The 16,164-nt window shown below is 66.1% G+C and carries 28 protein-coding genes and 1 pseudogene; all 29 read left to right on the forward strand.

Annotation, left to right across the window (positions count from 1 at the left end):
- Nucleotides 1-3: 3 nt before the first annotated feature.
- Entirely contained in the window at nt 4-660 is a 657-nt protein-coding gene (gene rplD / locus KVT45_RS19655; RefSeq protein ID WP_089099434.1) for a 50S ribosomal protein L4, read from the forward strand.
- A complete protein-coding gene (gene rplW, locus KVT45_RS19660) occupies nt 660-1,079 on the forward strand; it encodes a 50S ribosomal protein L23 (protein WP_089099433.1) in 420 nt (139 codons plus the stop codon). Before rplD ends, rplW begins: the two co-directional genes overlap by 1 nt.
- A 38-nt stretch (nt 1,080-1,117) precedes the next feature.
- Nucleotides 1,118-1,954: a 50S ribosomal protein L2 gene (gene rplB / locus KVT45_RS19665; protein WP_217549189.1), complete on the forward strand. Its 837-nt coding sequence runs from the start codon at nt 1,118-1,120 to the stop codon at nt 1,952-1,954.
- A 12-nt stretch (nt 1,955-1,966) separates the two neighbouring features.
- A complete protein-coding gene (rpsS, locus tag KVT45_RS19670) occupies nt 1,967-2,248 on the forward strand; it encodes a 30S ribosomal protein S19 (protein ID WP_217549191.1) in 282 nt (93 codons plus the stop codon).
- Between the two features lie 44 nt (nt 2,249-2,292).
- Entirely contained in the window at nt 2,293-2,640 is a 348-nt protein-coding gene (rplV, locus tag KVT45_RS19675) for a 50S ribosomal protein L22 (RefSeq protein WP_003974262.1), read from the forward strand.
- Nucleotides 2,640-3,467 carry a 30S ribosomal protein S3 gene (gene rpsC, locus KVT45_RS19680; RefSeq protein WP_217549193.1) on the forward strand — a complete coding sequence of 276 codons (828 nt, stop codon included), beginning with the start codon at nt 2,640-2,642 and terminating at the stop codon, nt 3,465-3,467. Before rplV ends, rpsC begins: the two co-directional genes overlap by 1 nt.
- 5 nt (nt 3,468-3,472) lie before the next feature.
- On the forward strand, nt 3,473-3,892 hold the full coding sequence (gene rplP / locus KVT45_RS19685) for a 50S ribosomal protein L16 (RefSeq protein ID WP_030788270.1): 420 nt from the start codon (nt 3,473-3,475) through the stop codon (nt 3,890-3,892).
- Complete coding sequence (rpmC, locus tag KVT45_RS19690) at nt 3,892-4,116, forward strand: 50S ribosomal protein L29 (protein ID WP_010036720.1); 225 nt, start codon at nt 3,892-3,894, stop codon at nt 4,114-4,116. Before rplP ends, rpmC begins: the two co-directional genes overlap by 1 nt.
- Nucleotides 4,116-4,403, forward strand: a complete 288-nt coding sequence (gene rpsQ / locus KVT45_RS19695; RefSeq protein ID WP_189268843.1) for a 30S ribosomal protein S17 — start codon at nt 4,116-4,118, stop codon at nt 4,401-4,403. Before rpmC ends, rpsQ begins: the two co-directional genes overlap by 1 nt.
- A gap of 99 nt (nt 4,404-4,502) precedes the next feature.
- On the forward strand, nt 4,503-4,871 hold the full coding sequence (rplN, locus tag KVT45_RS19700; protein WP_003992364.1) for a 50S ribosomal protein L14: 369 nt from the start codon (nt 4,503-4,505) through the stop codon (nt 4,869-4,871).
- Nucleotides 4,872-4,873: 2 nt separating this feature from the next.
- A complete protein-coding gene (rplX, locus tag KVT45_RS19705; RefSeq protein WP_030967306.1) occupies nt 4,874-5,197 on the forward strand; it encodes a 50S ribosomal protein L24 in 324 nt (107 codons plus the stop codon).
- A complete protein-coding gene (gene rplE, locus KVT45_RS19710; protein WP_093499638.1) occupies nt 5,197-5,754 on the forward strand; it encodes a 50S ribosomal protein L5 in 558 nt (185 codons plus the stop codon). Before rplX ends, rplE begins: the two co-directional genes overlap by 1 nt.
- A 5-nt stretch (nt 5,755-5,759) precedes the next feature.
- Nucleotides 5,760-5,945, forward strand: coding sequence for a type Z 30S ribosomal protein S14 (locus KVT45_RS19715; RefSeq protein ID WP_003948630.1), 186 nt, complete (start codon nt 5,760-5,762; stop codon nt 5,943-5,945).
- 213 nt (nt 5,946-6,158) lie between these two features.
- A complete protein-coding gene (gene rpsH, locus KVT45_RS19720) occupies nt 6,159-6,557 on the forward strand; it encodes a 30S ribosomal protein S8 (RefSeq protein WP_089099428.1) in 399 nt (132 codons plus the stop codon).
- A 24-nt stretch (nt 6,558-6,581) separates the two neighbouring features.
- Nucleotides 6,582-7,121 (forward strand): 50S ribosomal protein L6, encoded by a 540-nt coding sequence (gene rplF, locus KVT45_RS19725; protein ID WP_089099427.1) that lies wholly within the window; start codon nt 6,582-6,584, stop codon nt 7,119-7,121.
- 3 nt (nt 7,122-7,124) lie between these two features.
- On the forward strand, nt 7,125-7,508 hold the full coding sequence (gene rplR / locus KVT45_RS19730) for a 50S ribosomal protein L18 (RefSeq protein ID WP_217549195.1): 384 nt from the start codon (nt 7,125-7,127) through the stop codon (nt 7,506-7,508).
- Nucleotides 7,509-7,544: 36 nt separating this feature from the next.
- Nucleotides 7,545-8,150 carry a 30S ribosomal protein S5 gene (gene rpsE / locus KVT45_RS19735; RefSeq protein ID WP_009190144.1) on the forward strand — a complete coding sequence of 202 codons (606 nt, stop codon included), beginning with the start codon at nt 7,545-7,547 and terminating at the stop codon, nt 8,148-8,150.
- Entirely contained in the window at nt 8,150-8,332 is a 183-nt protein-coding gene (rpmD, locus tag KVT45_RS19740; RefSeq protein ID WP_006376032.1) for a 50S ribosomal protein L30, read from the forward strand. Before rpsE ends, rpmD begins: the two co-directional genes overlap by 1 nt.
- A gap of 2 nt (nt 8,333-8,334) precedes the next feature.
- Nucleotides 8,335-8,790 carry a 50S ribosomal protein L15 gene (gene rplO, locus KVT45_RS19745; RefSeq protein ID WP_007443991.1) on the forward strand — a complete coding sequence of 152 codons (456 nt, stop codon included), beginning with the start codon at nt 8,335-8,337 and terminating at the stop codon, nt 8,788-8,790.
- A 188-nt stretch (nt 8,791-8,978) separates the two neighbouring features.
- Nucleotides 8,979-10,292 (forward strand): preprotein translocase subunit SecY, encoded by a 1,314-nt coding sequence (gene secY, locus KVT45_RS19750; RefSeq protein ID WP_217549197.1) that lies wholly within the window; start codon nt 8,979-8,981, stop codon nt 10,290-10,292.
- Nucleotides 10,292-10,957: an adenylate kinase gene (locus KVT45_RS19755; protein ID WP_217549199.1), complete on the forward strand. Its 666-nt coding sequence runs from the start codon at nt 10,292-10,294 to the stop codon at nt 10,955-10,957. Before secY ends, KVT45_RS19755 begins: the two co-directional genes overlap by 1 nt.
- Before the next feature lie 220 nt (nt 10,958-11,177).
- Entirely contained in the window at nt 11,178-11,558 is a 381-nt protein-coding gene (locus KVT45_RS19760) for a hypothetical protein (protein ID WP_217549201.1), read from the forward strand.
- Between the two features lie 172 nt (nt 11,559-11,730).
- Entirely contained in the window at nt 11,731-12,942 is a 1,212-nt protein-coding gene (locus KVT45_RS19765) for a hypothetical protein (protein WP_254647005.1), read from the forward strand.
- A 106-nt stretch (nt 12,943-13,048) separates the two neighbouring features.
- Nucleotides 13,049-13,885 (forward strand): type I methionyl aminopeptidase, encoded by an 837-nt coding sequence (gene map / locus KVT45_RS19770; RefSeq protein WP_217549203.1) that lies wholly within the window; start codon nt 13,049-13,051, stop codon nt 13,883-13,885.
- A gap of 277 nt (nt 13,886-14,162) precedes the next feature.
- On the forward strand, nt 14,163-14,384 hold the full coding sequence (gene infA, locus KVT45_RS19775) for a translation initiation factor IF-1 (protein WP_003948620.1): 222 nt from the start codon (nt 14,163-14,165) through the stop codon (nt 14,382-14,384).
- A gap of 61 nt (nt 14,385-14,445) precedes the next feature.
- Nucleotides 14,446-14,559, forward strand: coding sequence for a 50S ribosomal protein L36 (gene rpmJ / locus KVT45_RS19780; protein WP_003998809.1), 114 nt, complete (start codon nt 14,446-14,448; stop codon nt 14,557-14,559).
- 194 nt (nt 14,560-14,753) lie between these two features.
- Nucleotides 14,754-15,134 carry a 30S ribosomal protein S13 gene (gene rpsM / locus KVT45_RS19785; protein ID WP_020941684.1) on the forward strand — a complete coding sequence of 127 codons (381 nt, stop codon included), beginning with the start codon at nt 14,754-14,756 and terminating at the stop codon, nt 15,132-15,134.
- 70 nt (nt 15,135-15,204) lie between these two features.
- The gene (gene rpsK, locus KVT45_RS19790) at nt 15,205-15,609 is read left to right on the forward strand and encodes a 30S ribosomal protein S11 (protein ID WP_003956432.1); all 405 of its coding nucleotides are present in this window, start codon (nt 15,205-15,207) and stop codon (nt 15,607-15,609) included.
- A gap of 142 nt (nt 15,610-15,751) precedes the next feature.
- Nucleotides 15,752-16,164: pseudogene (locus KVT45_RS19795) on the forward strand (DNA-directed RNA polymerase subunit alpha); the annotation flags it as partial.

The following is a 16,164-nucleotide window of genomic DNA, read 5'->3' on the forward strand; positions in this document are numbered from 1 at the left end:
CCGATGAGCACTGTTGACATCCTTTCGCCTGCCGGCGAGAAGACCGGTAGCGTCGAGCTCCCCGCGGAGATCTTCGGCGTGGAGAAGGTCAGCATCCCGCTGATCCACCAGGTCGTCGTCGCGCAGAACGCGGCTGCCCGCCAGGGCACGCACAAGACGAAGACCCGTGGCGAGGTCCGTGGTGGTGGCAAGAAGCCTTACCGCCAGAAGGGCACCGGCCGCGCCCGTCAGGGCTCGACCCGCGCGCCGCAGTTCGCCGGCGGTGGCGTCGTCCACGGCCCGCAGCCGCGTGACTACTCGCAGCGCACCCCGAAGAAGATGAAGGCTGCCGCTCTGCGCCACGCCCTCACCGACCGGGCGCGTCACAACCGCATCCACGTCGTCACCGGCGTGATCGAGGGCGAGACCCCCAGCACCAAGGCCGCTCGCACGCTGTTCGGCAAGATCTCGGAGCGCAAGAACCTGCTCTTGGTCATCGACCGTGCCGACGAGGCCGCGTGGCTGTCCGCCCGCAACCTGCCCCAGGTCCACATCCTGGAGCCGGGCCAGCTGAACACGTACGACGTGATCGTCTCGGACGACGTGGTCTTCACCCAGGCCGCCTTCGAGTCCTTCGTCGCCGGCCCGAAGGCCAACGACACCGAAGGGACCGAGGTCTGATGGCTACCCGTCACCCGAGCATCGCCTCGAAGGCTGCCAAGGCTGCCAAGGCCGCGCGCGTCGCCAAGGCGCGCCGCCACGCCACCGAGGGCAAGAACACCGTCGAGACCCCGCTCAGCAAGTCGTACACGGACCCCCGTGACGTGCTGCTGAAGCCGGTCGTCTCGGAGAAGAGCTACGCGCTCCTCGACGAGAACAAGTACACGTTCATCGTTGCCCCGGACGCCAACAAGACCCAGATCAAGCAGGCCGTCCAGGCGGTCTTCTCGGTCAAGGTCACCGGGGTCAACACCCTCAACCGCCAGGGCAAGCGCAAGCGCACCAAGACCGGTTTCGGTCAGCGCGCGGGCTCCAAGCGCGCGATCGTGACCCTCGCCGAGGGCGACCGTATCGACATCTTCGGCGGTCCGACCGCGTAAGCGGGTCGGATCGTCCGATATCGGACGAGGACTGAGAAATGGGAATCCGCAAGTACAAGCCGACTACGCCGGGCCGTCGTGGCGCCAGCGTCGCCGACTTCGTCGAGGTCACGCGGTCCACGCCGGAGAAGTCGCTGGTCCGCCCGCTGCACAGCAAGGGCGGCCGTAACAACGCCGGTCGTGTGACCGTTCGCCACCAGGGTGGCGGACACAAGCGCGCCTACCGAGTGATCGACTTCCGTCGTCACGACAAGGACGGCGTGCCGGCGAAGGTCGCGCACATCGAGTACGACCCCAACCGCACCGCGCGCATCGCGCTGCTGCACTACGCGGACGGCGAGAAGCGCTACATCCTCGCCCCGCGCAACCTGCAGCAGGGCGACACCGTGGAGAACGGTCCCGGGGCCGACATCAAGCCGGGCAACAACCTGGCCCTCCGCAACATCCCGGTCGGTACCACGATCCACGCGATCGAGCTCCGTCCCGGCGGTGGCGCCAAGTTCGCCCGCTCCGCGGGTGCCTCGGTGCAGCTGCTCGCCCGTGAGGGCGCCATGGCGACCCTCCGTATGCCGTCCGGCGAGATCCGCATGGTGGACGCGCGCTGCCGCGCCACCGTCGGTGAGGTCGGCAACGCCGAGCAGTCCAACATCAACTGGGGCAAGGCCGGCCGCAAGCGGTGGCTGGGCGTTCGCCCGACCGTCCGTGGTGTCGTCATGAACCCGGTCGACCACCCGCACGGTGGTGGTGAGGGCCGGACGTCCGGTGGTCGTCACCCCGTCTCCCCGTGGGGCAAGAAGGAAGGTCGTACTCGCTCGCCCAAGAAGGCGTCGAGCAAGTACATCGTCCGCCGCCGCAAGACGAACAAGAAGCGTTAAGGACTGGTTGAGATGCCTCGTAGCTTGAAGAAGGGGCCCTTCGTCGACGACCACCTGATCAAGAAGGTGGACGCCCAGAACGAAGTCGGCACCAAGAACGTCATCAAGACCTGGTCCCGCCGCTCGATGATCGTCCCGGCCATGCTGGGTCACACCCTCGCGGTGCACAACGGCAAGACCCACATCCCGGTGTTCGTCACCGAGTCGATGGTCGGCCACAAGCTCGGCGAGTTCTCGCCGACCCGCACCTTCCGGGGCCACGTCAAGGACGACCGGAAGTCGAAGCGCCGCTAGTAGCGGATCGCATTCAGACACGTAAGTAACTGAGAGGGACAACCATGGAAGCCAGGGCCCAGGCGCGGTACATCCGCGTTACGCCCATGAAGGCCCGCCGCGTGGTGGACCTTATCCGTGGCATGGATGCCACGGAGGCTCAGGCTGTTCTGCGATTCGCTCCGCAGGCAGCCTCCGTGCCGGTCGGCAAGGTGCTCGACAGCGCCATCGCCAACGCCGCGCACAACTACGACCACACCGACGCCGACAGCCTCTTCATCTCCGAGGCGTACGTCGACGAGGGTCCGACCCTGAAGCGGTTCCGGCCGCGCGCCCAGGGCCGTGCCTACCGGATCCGCAAGCGGACCAGCCACATCACCGTGGTCGTCAGCAGCAAGGAAGGAACCCGGTAATGGGCCAGAAGGTAAACCCGCATGGGTTCCGGCTCGGCATCACCACGGACTTCAAGTCCCGGTGGTACGCCGACAAGCTGTACAAGGACTACGTCAAGGAAGACGTCGCCATCCGTCGGATGATGACGTCCGGCATGGAGCGCGCCGGTATCTCGAAGGTTGAGATCGAGCGCACCCGTGACCGTGTCCGCGTGGACATCCACACCGCGCGTCCGGGCATCGTCATCGGCCGCCGCGGCGCCGAGGCCGACCGCATCCGCGGTGACCTGGAGAAGCTGACCGGCAAGCAGGTCCAGCTGAACATCCTGGAGGTCAAGAACCCGGAGACGGACGCTCAGCTGGTGGCCCAGGCCGTCGCCGAGCAGCTCTCCTCCCGCGTCTCCTTCCGCCGCGCCATGCGTAAGAGCATGCAGTCGGCGATGAAGGCCGGCGCCAAGGGCATCAAGATCCAGTGCGGTGGCCGCCTCGGCGGCGCCGAGATGTCCCGCTCGGAGTTCTACCGCGAGGGCCGTGTGCCCCTGCACACGCTCCGCGCGAACGTGGACTACGGCTTCTTCGAGGCCAAGACGACCTTCGGCCGCATCGGTGTGAAGGTCTGGATCTACAAGGGCGACGTCAAGAACATCGCCGAGGTCCGCGCCGAGAACGCCGCTGCCCGCGCCGGCAACCGCCCGGCCCGTGGCGGTGGCGCTGGTGACCGCCCGGCCCGTGGTGGCCGTGGTGGCGAGCGGCGCGGTCGCAAGCCGCAGCAGGCTCCCGCTGCCGAGGCCCCCCAGGCCGAGGCCGCTGCCGCTCCGGCTGCTGAGAGCACCGGAACGGAGGCCTGACCGACATGCTGATCCCCCGTAGGGTCAAGCACCGCAAGCAGCACCACCCGAAGCGTCGCGGTGAGGCCAAGGGCGGTACGACGGTCGCGTTCGGCGAGTACGGCATCCAGGCCCTCACGCCGGCGTACGTGACCAACCGCCAGATCGAGGCGGCCCGTATCGCGATGACCCGCCACATCAAGCGTGGCGGCAAGGTCTGGATCAACATCTACCCGGACCGCCCGCTGACGAAGAAGCCTGCCGAGACCCGCATGGGTTCCGGTAAGGGTTCTCCGGAGTGGTGGATCGCGAACGTGCACCCGGGCCGGGTCATGTTCGAGCTGTCCTACCCCAACGAGAAGATCGCCCGTGAGGCCCTGACTCGCGCAGCCCACAAGCTGCCGATGAAGTGCCGGATCGTCAAGCGCGAGGCAGGTGAAGCGTGATGTCGGCCGGTACCAAGGCGTCCGAGCTGCGCGAGCTGGGCAACGAGGAGCTGCTGAACAAGCTCCGCGAGGCCAAGGAAGAGCTGTTCAACCTCCGCTTCCAGGCGGCGACGGGTCAGCTCGAGAACCACGGTCGGCTCAAGGCCGTCCGTAAGGACATCGCGCGGATCTACACCCTGATGCGTGAGCGCGAGCTGGGCATCGAGACGGTGGAGAGCGCCTGATGAGCGAGAGCAACGTGACTGAGAACACTGAGGCGCGCGGCAGCTTCCGCAAGACCCGTGAGGGTCTCGTCGTCAGCGACAAGATGGACAAGACCGTCGTCGTCGCCGTCGAGGACCGCGTCAAGCACGCGCTGTACGGCAAGGTCATCCGCCGTACGAACAAGCTCAAGGCGCACGACGAGCAGAACGCCGCGGGCGTCGGCGACCGTGTCCTCCTCATGGAGACCCGGCCGCTGTCCGCGACGAAGCGCTGGCGCGTCGTCGAGATCCTCGAGAAGGCCAAGTAATTCCTGCGGGGCATTCCTCGCAGGACAGTTCCGCCAGGCTCGGCAGGGGTTCCGTAACAGGGCCCCTGCCGGGAACCGGCAGACAAACAGGAGATAGACGTGATCCAGCAGGAGTCGCGACTGCGTGTCGCCGACAACACTGGTGCGAAGGAGATCCTTTGCATCCGTGTGCTCGGTGGCTCCGGTCGCCGCTACGCGGGCATCGGTGACGTCATCGTCGCCACCGTCAAGGACGCGATCCCCGGCGGCAACGTGAAGAAGGGTGACGTCATCAAGGCGGTCATCGTTCGCACCGTCAAGGAGCGCCGCCGTCCGGACGGCTCGTACATCCGCTTCGACGAGAACGCCGCTGTCATTCTCAAGAACGACGGCGACCCTCGTGGCACCCGTATCTTCGGCCCGGTCGGCCGTGAGCTGCGCGAGAAGAAGTTCATGAAGATCATCTCGCTGGCTCCGGAGGTGCTGTAAGCATGAAGATCAAGAAGGGCGACCTGGTCCAGGTCATCACCGGTAAGGACAAGGGCAAGCAGGGCAAGGTCATCGCGGCCTACCCCCGCGAGGACCGGGTCCTGGTCGAGGGTGTCAACCGGGTCAAGAAGCACACCAAGGCCGGCCCGACCGCTCGCGGTTCGCAGGCCGGCGGCATCGTCACGACCGAGGCGCCCGTCCACGTCTCCAACGTCCAGCTGGTCGTTGAGAAGGACGGCAACAAGGTCGTCACGCGTGTCGGTTACCGCTTCGACGACGAAGGCAACAAGATCCGCGTTGCCAAGCGGACGGGTGAGGACATCTGATGGCTACCACCACTGCTCCGCGTCTGAAGCTGAAGTACCGCGAGGAGATCGCGGGCAAGCTGCGTGACGAGTTCAAGTACGAGAACGTCATGCAGATCCCCGGCCTCGTCAAGATCGTGGTCAACATGGGTGTCGGCGACGCCGCCCGTGACTCGAAGCTGATCGAGGGCGCGATCCGCGACCTGACCACCATCACCGGTCAGAAGCCGGCCGTCACCAAGGCCCGCAAGTCCATCGCGCAGTTCAAGCTGCGCGAGGGTCAGCCGATCGGTGCCCACGTCACGCTCCGTGGCGACCGCATGTGGGAGTTCCTGGACCGCACCCTGTCGCTCGCGCTCCCGCGCATCCGCGACTTCCGTGGTCTGTCCCCCAAGCAGTTCGACGGGCGTGGCAACTACACCTTCGGTCTCACGGAGCAGGTCATGTTCCACGAGATCGACCAGGACAAGATCGACCGTACCCGGGGTATGGACATCACCGTGGTGACCACGGCGACCAACGACGCTGAGGGCCGCGCGCTCCTTCGTCACCTCGGCTTCCCGTTCAAGGAGGCGTGAGCGAGATGGCGAAGAAGGCTCTGATTGCCAAGGCTGCTCGCAAGCCCAAGTTCGGTGTGCGTGGCTACACGCGCTGCCAGCGCTGCGGCCGTCCGCACTCCGTGTACCGCAAGTTCGGCCTGTGCCGCGTGTGCCTTCGTGAGATGGCTCACCGTGGCGAGCTGCCGGGCGTGACCAAGAGCTCCTGGTAATCCCCCTTTTAGGGATTCTCAGGGCTCTCGGTAAGCAATGGGCGTGTCAGGTGCCCACCCCTTCATGGCTTAGGCTTGGAGGGTTGGGCGCCTGACGGTCGCCCGTACGACTTACTACGCCGTAGGTCCACCGCGCCGCACCCGTCCCGTCTCGGATCGGGGAGAGGGATGGCGCACCAGGAAACCCCGGCGAGAGAGGCCACAGGCCAATTCATGACCATGACTGATCCGATCGCAGACATGCTGACGCGTCTGCGGAACGCGAACTCGGCGTACCACGACTCCGTGACGATGCCGGCGTCCAAGATCAAGTCTCACATCGCGGAGATCCTCCAGCAGGAGGGCTTCATCACGGGCTGGAAGGTCGAGGACGCCGAGGTCGGCAAGAACCTCGTCCTGGACCTCAAGTTCGGTCCCAACCGTGAGCGCTCCATCGCGGGCATCAAGCGGATCTCCAAGCCCGGTCTCCGGGTGTACGCGAAGTCCACCTCCCTGCCCAAGGTGCTGGGCGGCCTCGGCGTGGCGATCATCTCCACGTCGCACGGGCTCCTCACCGACAAGCAGGCCGGCAAGAAGGGCGTAGGCGGGGAAGTCCTCGCCTACGTCTGGTAGCAGAAGGGAACGGAGGAAACAGCTATGTCGCGTATCGGCAAGCTCCCCATCGCGGTTCCCGCCGGCGTGGACGTCACCATCGACGGCCGCACGGTGCAGGTCAAGGGCCCCAAGGGCGAGCTGACCCACACCATCGTGGCTCCGATCGACATCGCCAAGGGCGAGGACGGCACTCTCGCGGTGACCCGCCCCAACGACGAGCGTCAGAGCAAGGCCCTGCACGGCCTGTCCCGCACGCTGGTGGCGAACATGATCACCGGCGTGACCCAGGGTTACGTGAAGAAGCTCGAAATCAGCGGTGTCGGTTACCGCGTGACCGCCAAGGGCTCGAACCTCGAGTTCGCGCTCGGTTACAGCCACCCGATCCTGGTCGAGGCCCCTGAGGGCATCACCTTCAAGGTCGAGGCTCCGACCCGGTTCTCGGTCGAGGGCATCGACAAGCAGAAGGTCGGCGAGGTTGCGGCCAACATCCGCAAGCTGCGCAAGCCTGACCCGTACAAGGCCAAGGGCGTCAAGTACGAGGGCGAAGTCATCCGCCGCAAGGTCGGAAAGGCGGGTAAGTAAGCCATGGCATACGGGCAGAAGATCCTCAAGGGCGACGCCTACAAGCGCGCCGCGATCAAGCGCCGTCACATCCGGATCCGCAAGAACATCTCCGGTACGGCGGAGCGCCCCCGTCTGGTCGTGACCCGCTCCAACCGCCACATCGTGGCGCAGGTGATCGACGACCTCAAGGGCCACACCCTGGCGTCCGCGTCCACCCTGGACGTGTCCGTCCGCGGTGGCGAGGGCGACAAGTCCGCGCAGGCCAAGCAGGTCGGCGCCCTGGTCGCCGAGCGTGCCAAGGCCGCCGGTGTCGAGGCCGTGGTGTTCGACCGTGGTGGTAACCAGTACGCCGGGCGCATCGCCGCCCTGGCGGACGCCGCCCGCGAGGCCGGGCTCAAGTTCTGAGCCGCTTGTAGCTAGCGGAAAGAGAGAGGTAATCCAATGGCTGGACCCCAGCGCCGCGGTGGCGGTGCCGGTGGCGGCGAGCGGCGGGACCGGAAGGGCCGTGACGGCGGCGCTGCTGCCGCCGAGAAGACCGCGTACGTTGAGCGCGTTGTCGCGATCAACCGCGTCGCCAAGGTTGTGAAGGGTGGTCGTCGCTTCAGCTTCACCGCGCTGGTCGTGGTGGGCGACGGTGACGGCACCGTGGGTGTCGGTTACGGCAAGGCCAAGGAGGTGCCGGCCGCCATCGCCAAGGGCGTTGAGGAGGCCAAGAAGCACTTCTTCAAGGTCCCGCGTATCCAGGGCACCATCCCGCACCCGATCCAGGGTGAGAAGGCTGCCGGCGTCGTTCTCCTCAAGCCGGCTTCGCCGGGTACCGGTGTTATCGCCGGTGGTCCCGTGCGTGCCGTCCTGGAGTGCGCCGGTATCCACGACGTGCTGTCGAAGTCGCTCGGCTCCGACAACGCGATCAACATCGTGCACGCGACCGTGGAGGCCCTGAAGGGCCTGCAGCGTCCCGAGGAGATCGCGGCCCGCCGTGGTCTGCCCCTCGAGGACGTCGCCCCCGCGGCTCTGCTTCGTGCGCGTGCGGGAGCGGGTGCGTAATGGCTCGCCTCAAGGTCACGCAGACGAAGTCGTACATCGGCAGCAAGCAGAACCACCGTGACACTCTGCGGTCGCTTGGTCTCAAGGGGATCAACACCGTGGTCGTCAAGGAGGACCGCCCCGAGTTCCGCGGCATGGTGCACACCGTCCGCCACCTCGTGACGGTCGAGGAGGTCGACTGATCATGGCGGAGAACAACCCGCTCAAGATCCACAACCTCCGTCCCGCCCCGGGCGCCAAGACCGCCAAGACCCGTGTCGGTCGTGGTGAGGCGTCGAAGGGTAAGACGGCCGGTCGTGGTACCAAGGGTACGAAGGCCCGTTACCAGGTTCCGGAGCGCTTCGAGGGTGGCCAGATGCCCCTCCACATGCGTCTTCCGAAGCTGAAGGGCTTCAAGAACCCGTTCAAGACCGAGTTCCAGGTCGTGAACCTCGACAAGCTGGCCGCGCTGTACCCGGAGGGTGGCGAGGTCACCGTCGAGGGTCTCGTCGCCAAGGGTGCCGTTCGCAAGAACAGCCTCGTCAAGGTCCTCGGCCAGGGTGAGGTCTCCGTGGCGCTGCAGGTGACGGTCGACGCCGTCTCCGGCTCCGCCAAGGAGAAGATCACCGCCGCCGGCGGCACTGTCACCGAGCTCGTCTGAGTATTTCGGACGTCTCGATGACGTAAGCGATTCCCGACCGGGGATACCTCACAATGGGGTATCCCCGGTTGGTCGTTCCTAGGGGGGCAGTGCGGCCGGTAAGGTGGCCAGCACTGTTCTTTTTCCCATTCGTCGAACCTCAAGACCGTCACCCTTGACGCAGTTGCGTGGGGGTCGCAGGAGGCACCGTGCTCACCGCGTTCGCCCGGGCGTTCAGGACGCCCGACCTGCGCAAGAAGCTGCTCTTCACGCTCGGCATCATCGTGGTGTACCGGGTCGGTACCCACATTCCGATCCCCGGCGTCAACTACAAAGCCGTTCAGACGTGTGTCGGCGAGGCGTCCGGCAACCAGGGCCTGTTCGGTCTCGTGAACATGTTCAGCGGTGGCGCGCTGCTCCAGATCACGATCTTCGCGCTCGGCATCATGCCGTACATCACGGCCAGCATCATCCTTCAGCTGCTGACCGTGGTCATCCCGCGTCTGGAGGCCCTGAAGAAGGAGGGCCAGGCGGGCACGGCGAAGATCACGCAGTACACCCGCTACCTGACGGTGGCGCTCGCCATCCTGCAGGGCACCGGCCTGGTGGCCACCGCCCGCAGCGGCGCCCTCTTCTCCGGCTGCACGGTCGCCTCCAGCATCGTCCCGGACCAGGCGATCTTCACCACGATCACCATGGTCATCTGCATGACCGCCGGTACGGCCGTCGTCATGTGGCTCGGCGAGCTGATCACCGACCGCGGCATCGGCAACGGCATGTCGATCCTGATGTTCATCTCGATCGCCGCGACCTTCCCGTCCGCGCTGTGGGCGATCAAGAAGCAGGGCACCCTGGCCGGCGGCTGGATCGAGTTCGGCTCGGTCATCGCGGTGGGTCTGATCATGGTCGCGCTGGTGGTCTTCGTGGAGCAGGCCCAGCGCCGCATCCCGGTGCAGTACGCGAAGCGCATGATCGGTCGCCGTTCCTACGGCGGTACGTCTACGTACATCCCGCTCAAGGTGAACCAGGCCGGTGTGATTCCGGTCATCTTCGCGTCTTCGCTGCTCTATATTCCGGCACTGGTCGCCCAGTTCGCGGGCGGGAACTCGAGCTGGAAGACCTGGATCGAGACCAACCTGTCCAAGGGCACCCACCCGGTTTACATCATTTCGTACTTCTTGCTCATCGTTTTCTTCGCGTTCTTCTATGTCGCTATCTCCTTCAACCCCGAGGAAGTAGCGGACAACATGAAGAAGTATGGTGGCTTCATCCCGGGCATCCGGGCTGGCCGACCGACCGCTGAGTACCTGTCGTACGTGCTCAACCGGATCACCTGGCCGGGTTCGCTGTATCTGGGGCTGATCGCTCTCGTGCCGACGATGGCGTTGGTTGGCTTTGGGGCAAGCAACAACTTCCCGTTCGGTGGTACCAGCATCCTCATCATCGTGGGTGTGGGCCTGGAGACGGTGAAGCAGATCGAGAGCCAGCTTCAGCAGCGCAATTACGAAGGGTTCCTCCGCTGATGCGAATCGTCCTCGTCGGGCCGCCTGGCGCCGGTAAGGGAACGCAAGCCGTTCGCCTTGCCAAGGAGCTGAAGATCCCGCACATCTCCACGGGCGACCTGTTCCGCGCCAACATCAGCCAGAAGACGGAGCTCGGGAAACTCGCGAAGTCCTACATGGACGCCGGCAACCTCGTCCCCGACGAGGTCACCATCGCCATGGCCAAGGACCGCATGGAGCAGGAGGACGCCGTGAACGGCTTCCTGCTGGACGGTTTCCCGCGCAACGTCTCGCAGGCCGAGGCGCTCGACGAACTGCTGACGGTCGAGAAGATCAAGCTGGACGCCGTGCTTGACCTGGAGGTCTCGGAGGACGAGGTCGTCAAGCGGATCGCGGGCCGCCGCATCTGCCGCAACGACTCGTCCCACGTCTTCCACGTGACGTACACCCCGCCGAAGACCGAGGGCGTTTGCGACATCTGCGGCGGCGAGCTGTACCAGCGCGACGACGACTCCGAGGACACCGTCCGGACGCGGCTGGAGGTCTACCACACGCAGACCGAGCCGATCATCGACTACTACAAGGCTCAGGGTCTGGTCGTGACGATCTCCTCCCTGGGTCCGGTGGACGAGATCACGCAGCGGGCGCTCGAGGCGCTCAAGCGCGAAGAGGCCGAGACCAAGTAGATCGCTGTCTGTCCGACCGGCCGCGGTGCCCTCAGGGGCGCCGCGGCCGTGGTGTTTGTGCACGTAACCCGGCGGGTGAGGTCGTCAAGCGGATTGCATGATTCCTTGTCATATTCATGCCTGACTCTTAATTGATGTGGACATGCAGCATGGGCGACACATAGTGTTCACAGCGACCTCACCGGTAACACCGGTGACGCACAACCTAGTTGGGGGAACAGTGATCAACTCAAAGCTCGCCCGTGCAGCCATGGTGGTCGGCGCGTCCGCCGCCCTGGTGGTCGGGCTGAGCGCTTCGGCGCAGGCCGACAGCGACAAGCAGATCAACCTTCCGTCGAGCCGTGGCTACATGCACTTCCACGACGACGGCGATGTCTTCTCGGTCTGTGACACCAAGGCCGACGGGTACGGGGTGACCGGCGCTCTGTGGGTCCGGAACTCCGCCGGCATCGAGTCGCGACTGTGGACCCTTGACGACGGCGGCGACTCCGGCTGCGACAAGAAGGGCGAGAACATCGGCCAGCTCTCCGTCTACAAGATGGAGGTCTGGTGGAACGGTGGCGGTGCCGCCGTCTGGTCGCCGGACTGGTTCAACGAGTAAACCGCGGATGAGTTCGCTCTCGACCCATGGGCCTTGATGTTCCACCTGCTCGTGGGCTGAGATCGACTGCAGAGGGGCTGCTCCGGCGTTGCGGGAGCAGCCCCTTCTTCGTCCTCTTTCGCACCAACCGGCCAGATCCTGTCCCAGTCGTCGTTCCTGTGGAGGTACGAGCATGGCTCCCGACCCGCATGCCCGCGCGGCGTACAAAACGTCCTCTCCAGAGGCGCGACCGGCCGCGGAATCCGCCGAACGGCCACAACCGCCGCTGCGCCGTCGCAAGGCTCGACGCCTCGTGGTCGCCGCCGCCGTCGCGGTGGCCGTCGCCGTGGGGCTCGCGGTGCCGCTCGCCCTACGCGGCGGTGATACGCATGGACGGCCCGCGAGTCTGCCGGATGTCACAGGTGTGGCGGCGCACCCGGATCAGTCACCGCCGCGAGAGCTGATCGCGGCGGGGAGGGTCGCCGTCTCGGCGTACTACACGGCGAAACTCGTGAAGCAGCCGAACGGGAACGCGATCGGCACCTATCAATGGCGGCTGCTCGACACGGCCACCGAGCGGTACGAGAAGACCGACTGGGCCTGGCTGGACGTCGCCCCCGGGACGCGGACCGCGGCGGTGCTTGAGCGCGATCTGCCCGTCAGCCGGATAGGGCTGCTGAATCTGGCCACGGGCAAGGTGCGGCGCTGGATCAAGCTCGACCGGAACGTCGGCAGTGTGCAGTTCTCCCCGGACGGCAAACGCCTGCTGGCGACGGCGTACCGCCTCAACCCGGACGGTCTGTTCAAGGACGCGGGCTACCAGCTGAACGACAAGACCGTGCCGGGGCCGAAGCAGAGCCGCACCGGCTTCTACGTGATCGATGTCGCCTCCGGCAAGGCGGACTTCGCCGAGCGGCCGGCCAAGAAGAGCGGGACCCTCGCCGGTGGACGTCAGGACTTCTACTGGAGCCGTGACGGGGAGCTGGTGTGGGAGGCCGGCGGCAATGAGGCGGGCAGGATCTACTACGACGTGTCCGGCAAGAGGGTGCCTGCCCCGGATCAGGAGGCGCGGGCGCCCTACCCGGAGGCGATCCGGTCCCCTGACGGAAACCTGGTGACCGGCGCCTTCGTGGGGGAGGGCGACAACATCGTCTCCGAGGTGAGGAACGCGAAGACCGGCAAGCGGGCCGCGGTGGTCCCCGGTCAGCAGTTGCTCGCATGGGCCGACAACAGCCACCTCATCGCCTGGCGGTGCGATCCCGGGCAGTGCAGCCCCGGCAAGGGTGAGTTCCGCAACCAGCTGCTCCTGGTCGGCCTGGACGGCAAGGTCACTCCGCTTTCCGGCTTCCGGACGGCGAAGCTGCAGGACGAGGGCCGCTGGATCCCGCTGCTCACCGGGCGCTGACCAGGGTGCGGCCGCGACCGGCGGGACCACGTGTTGCCACGCCGTCGGGGGGCCGTACTGTTGCGGTGTACAAAACCGGACTCGCACCCGTGAGGAAGCAGAACTGATGGTGCAGATCAAGACCCCCGAGCAGATCGCCAAGATGCGTGAGGCGGGGCTGGTCGTCGCCGCCATCCACGCGGCGACGCGTGAGGCAGCGGTGCCCGGGGCCACGACCAAGGATCTGGACCAGGTCGCGCGCAAGGTGCTCGCGGAGCACAACGCGAAGCCGAACTTCCTCGGCTACGGCGGCTTCCCCGCCACCATCTGCACGTCCGTCAACGACGTGGTCGTCCACGGCATCCCCTCCGAGGACGTCGTTCTCAAGGACGGCGACATCATCTCCATCGACTGCGGCGCGATCATCGACGGCTGGCACGGCGACGCGGCCTACACCGCCTTCGTGGGCTCCGGTCACGCTCCGGAGCTGATCGAGCTCTCCCGGGTGACCGAGGAGTCGATGTGGGCCGGCATCGCGGCGATGAAGCAGGGCAACCGCCTGGTCGACGTCTCCCGGGCGATCGAGACGTACATCCGCCGCCAGCCGAAGCCCGGCGGCGGCAAGTACGGGATCATCGAGGACTACGGCGGCCACGGCATCGGCACCGAGATGCACATGGACCCGCACCTGCTGAACTACGTCGACCGGCGGCGGGGCAAGGGGCCGAAGCTGGTGCCCGGGTTCTGCCTGGCCATCGAGCCGATGGTGTCGCTGGGGACGCCCCGCACGGAGGTCCTGTCGGACGACTGGACCGTGATCACCACGGACGGTACGTGGTCGTCGCACTGGGAGCACAGTGTTGCGCTGACCGAGGAGGGTCCGCTGGTGCTGACGTCTCCCGACGGGGGTAAGGCGAAGCTGGCCGAGCATGGGATCACGGCTGCGCCGGATCCGCTCGGCTGAGCGCCGTTCGAAGCTGCGGGCCGGTGGGGTCTGGGCGCGCCCGCGCCGCGGAGCCGCAAATGTATACAGCCCCGCGCCCCTGAAGGGGCGCTTTCAGCGGGGCGCTTCAGAATGCTGCGCGCTTAATGATCTGTCTTCTGGGGCAGGCTTTCCCGATTCGTCTTTCCGGGGGCGCTGACGTAGACTGACTCGTCGGCTCTCGTGCACCCGCATGTCCGCATGCACCCGTAAGGGAAGCGTGGGAGTCGATCAAGGTAGTCGATTCGAAGGGCGAAGCGTGGCCAAGAAGCAAGGTGCCATCGAGATCGAGGGCACTGTCGTCGAGTCTCTTCCGAACGCCATGTTCAAGGTCGAGCTCCAGAACGGCCACCAGGTCCTGGCACACATCAGCGGCAAGATGCGTATGCACTACATCCGCATCCTCCCTGACGACCGGGTCGTGGTGGAGTTGTCTCCGTACGACCTGACGCGTGGCCGGATCGTCTACCGATACAAGTAGATCTTGCCCAAGTCCCGTGTGAGCGGGGCCGCCGGCAACTGACCCGGAGAACCTCAATCCCATGAAGGTCAAGCCGAGCGTCAAGAAGATCTGCGACAAGTGCAGGGTGATCCGCCGTCACGGTCGGGTCATGGTCATCTGCGAGAACCCGCGCCACAAGCAGCGCCAGGGCTGACGCACGACCAATCCCTCTGCATCGACATCGCAGAGATTCGCGCGACGCGAGCTGAATATGTTCATACGCAGGACCCGGGTGCCGAAGGTGCCTGACACCCCCGGTTCGGAGGCCGGGGACCCAGTTCGTACCTGGTACGGCGGCTGGGAACCGGTTCTGCAGAAGACCTCCGACGATCACCAGGAGCCATTGAAGTGGCACGCGTTTCCGGTGTTGACATCCCGCGCGAAAAGCGTGTGGAGGTCGCGCTCACCTACGTGTTCGGCATCGGCCGGACGCTCTCCCAGCTGACGCTGGCCGAGACCGGTATCGACCCGAACACCCGCGTTCGCGACCTGACCGAAGAGCAGCTGGTCGCCATCCGCGAGTACGTCGACAACAACATCAAGACCGAGGGTGACCTCCGTCGCGAGATCCAGGCCGACATCCGCCGCAAGGTCGAGATCGGCTGCTACCAGGGTCTCCGTCACCGTCGCGGTCTGCCCGTCCGCGGTCAGCGCACCAGCACCAACGCCCGCACCCGCAAGGGTCCGCGTCGCGCCATCGCCGGTAAGAAGAAGCCGGGCAAGAAGTAGTCCGCAGCGGACAACGCTTCATCAGCGGTCTTCGCTGTAGGACCGACCACCTCCCCGTAGGAGTTACTAGATGCCCCCCAAGGGTCGTCAGGGCGCTGCCAAGAAGGTGCGCCGCAAGGAAAAGAAGAACGTCGCTCACGGCCACGCGCACATCAAGAGCACGTTCAACAACACGATCGTCTCCATCACGGACCCGTCCGGCAACGTGATCTCCTGGGCCTCCGCCGGCCACGTCGGCTTCAAGGGCTCCCGGAAGTCCACGCCGTTCGCCGCGCAGATGGCTGCCGAGTCGGCTGCCCGCCGCGCCCAGGAGCACGGCATGCGCAAGGTCGACGTGTTCGTGAAGGGCCCGGGTTCCGGTCGTGAGACCGCGATCCGCTCCCTGCAGGCCACGGGCCTCGAGGTCGGCTCCATCCAGGACGTCACCCCGACCCCGCACAACGGCTGCCGTCCGCCGAAGCGTCGTCGCGTCTGACCTCGCTTCGCAGGGCTGCTCGGGCGGTACGGCTCCGTAAGGGCCGTGCCGCCCGTGCCCTTGCAATACCCGCACTCTCACGGGTGCGGTTCCGTCGGGCGTCAAATAGCGGGCGTCCACGAAAGAAGGATCTGATCCACACATGCTGATCGCTCAGCGTCCCTCGTTGACCGAAGAGGTCGTCGACGAGTTCCGTTCCCGGTTCGTGATCGAGCCGCTGGAGCCGGGCTTCGGCTACACCCTCGGCAACTCTCTCCGTCGTACCCTCCTGTCCTCGATCCCCGGCGCGGCTGTCACGTCGATCCGGATCGACGGCGTGCTGCACGAGTTCACCACCGTGCCGGGCGTCAAGGAGGACGTCACCGACCTGATCCTCAACATCAAGCAGCTGGTCGTCTCCTCGGAGCACGACGAGCCGGTCGTGATGTACCTGCGCAAGCAGGGTCCGGGTCTGGTCACCGCCGCCGACATCGCGCCCCCGGCCGGTGTCGAGGTGCACAACCCCGATCTGGTCCTCGCCACGCTCAACGGCAAGGGCAAGCTGGAGATGGAGCT

It is taken from the genome of Streptomyces sp. GbtcB6, assembly GCF_019091475.1.
GTDB lineage: Bacteria > Actinomycetota > Actinomycetes > Streptomycetales > Streptomycetaceae > Streptomyces > Streptomyces hyaluromycini.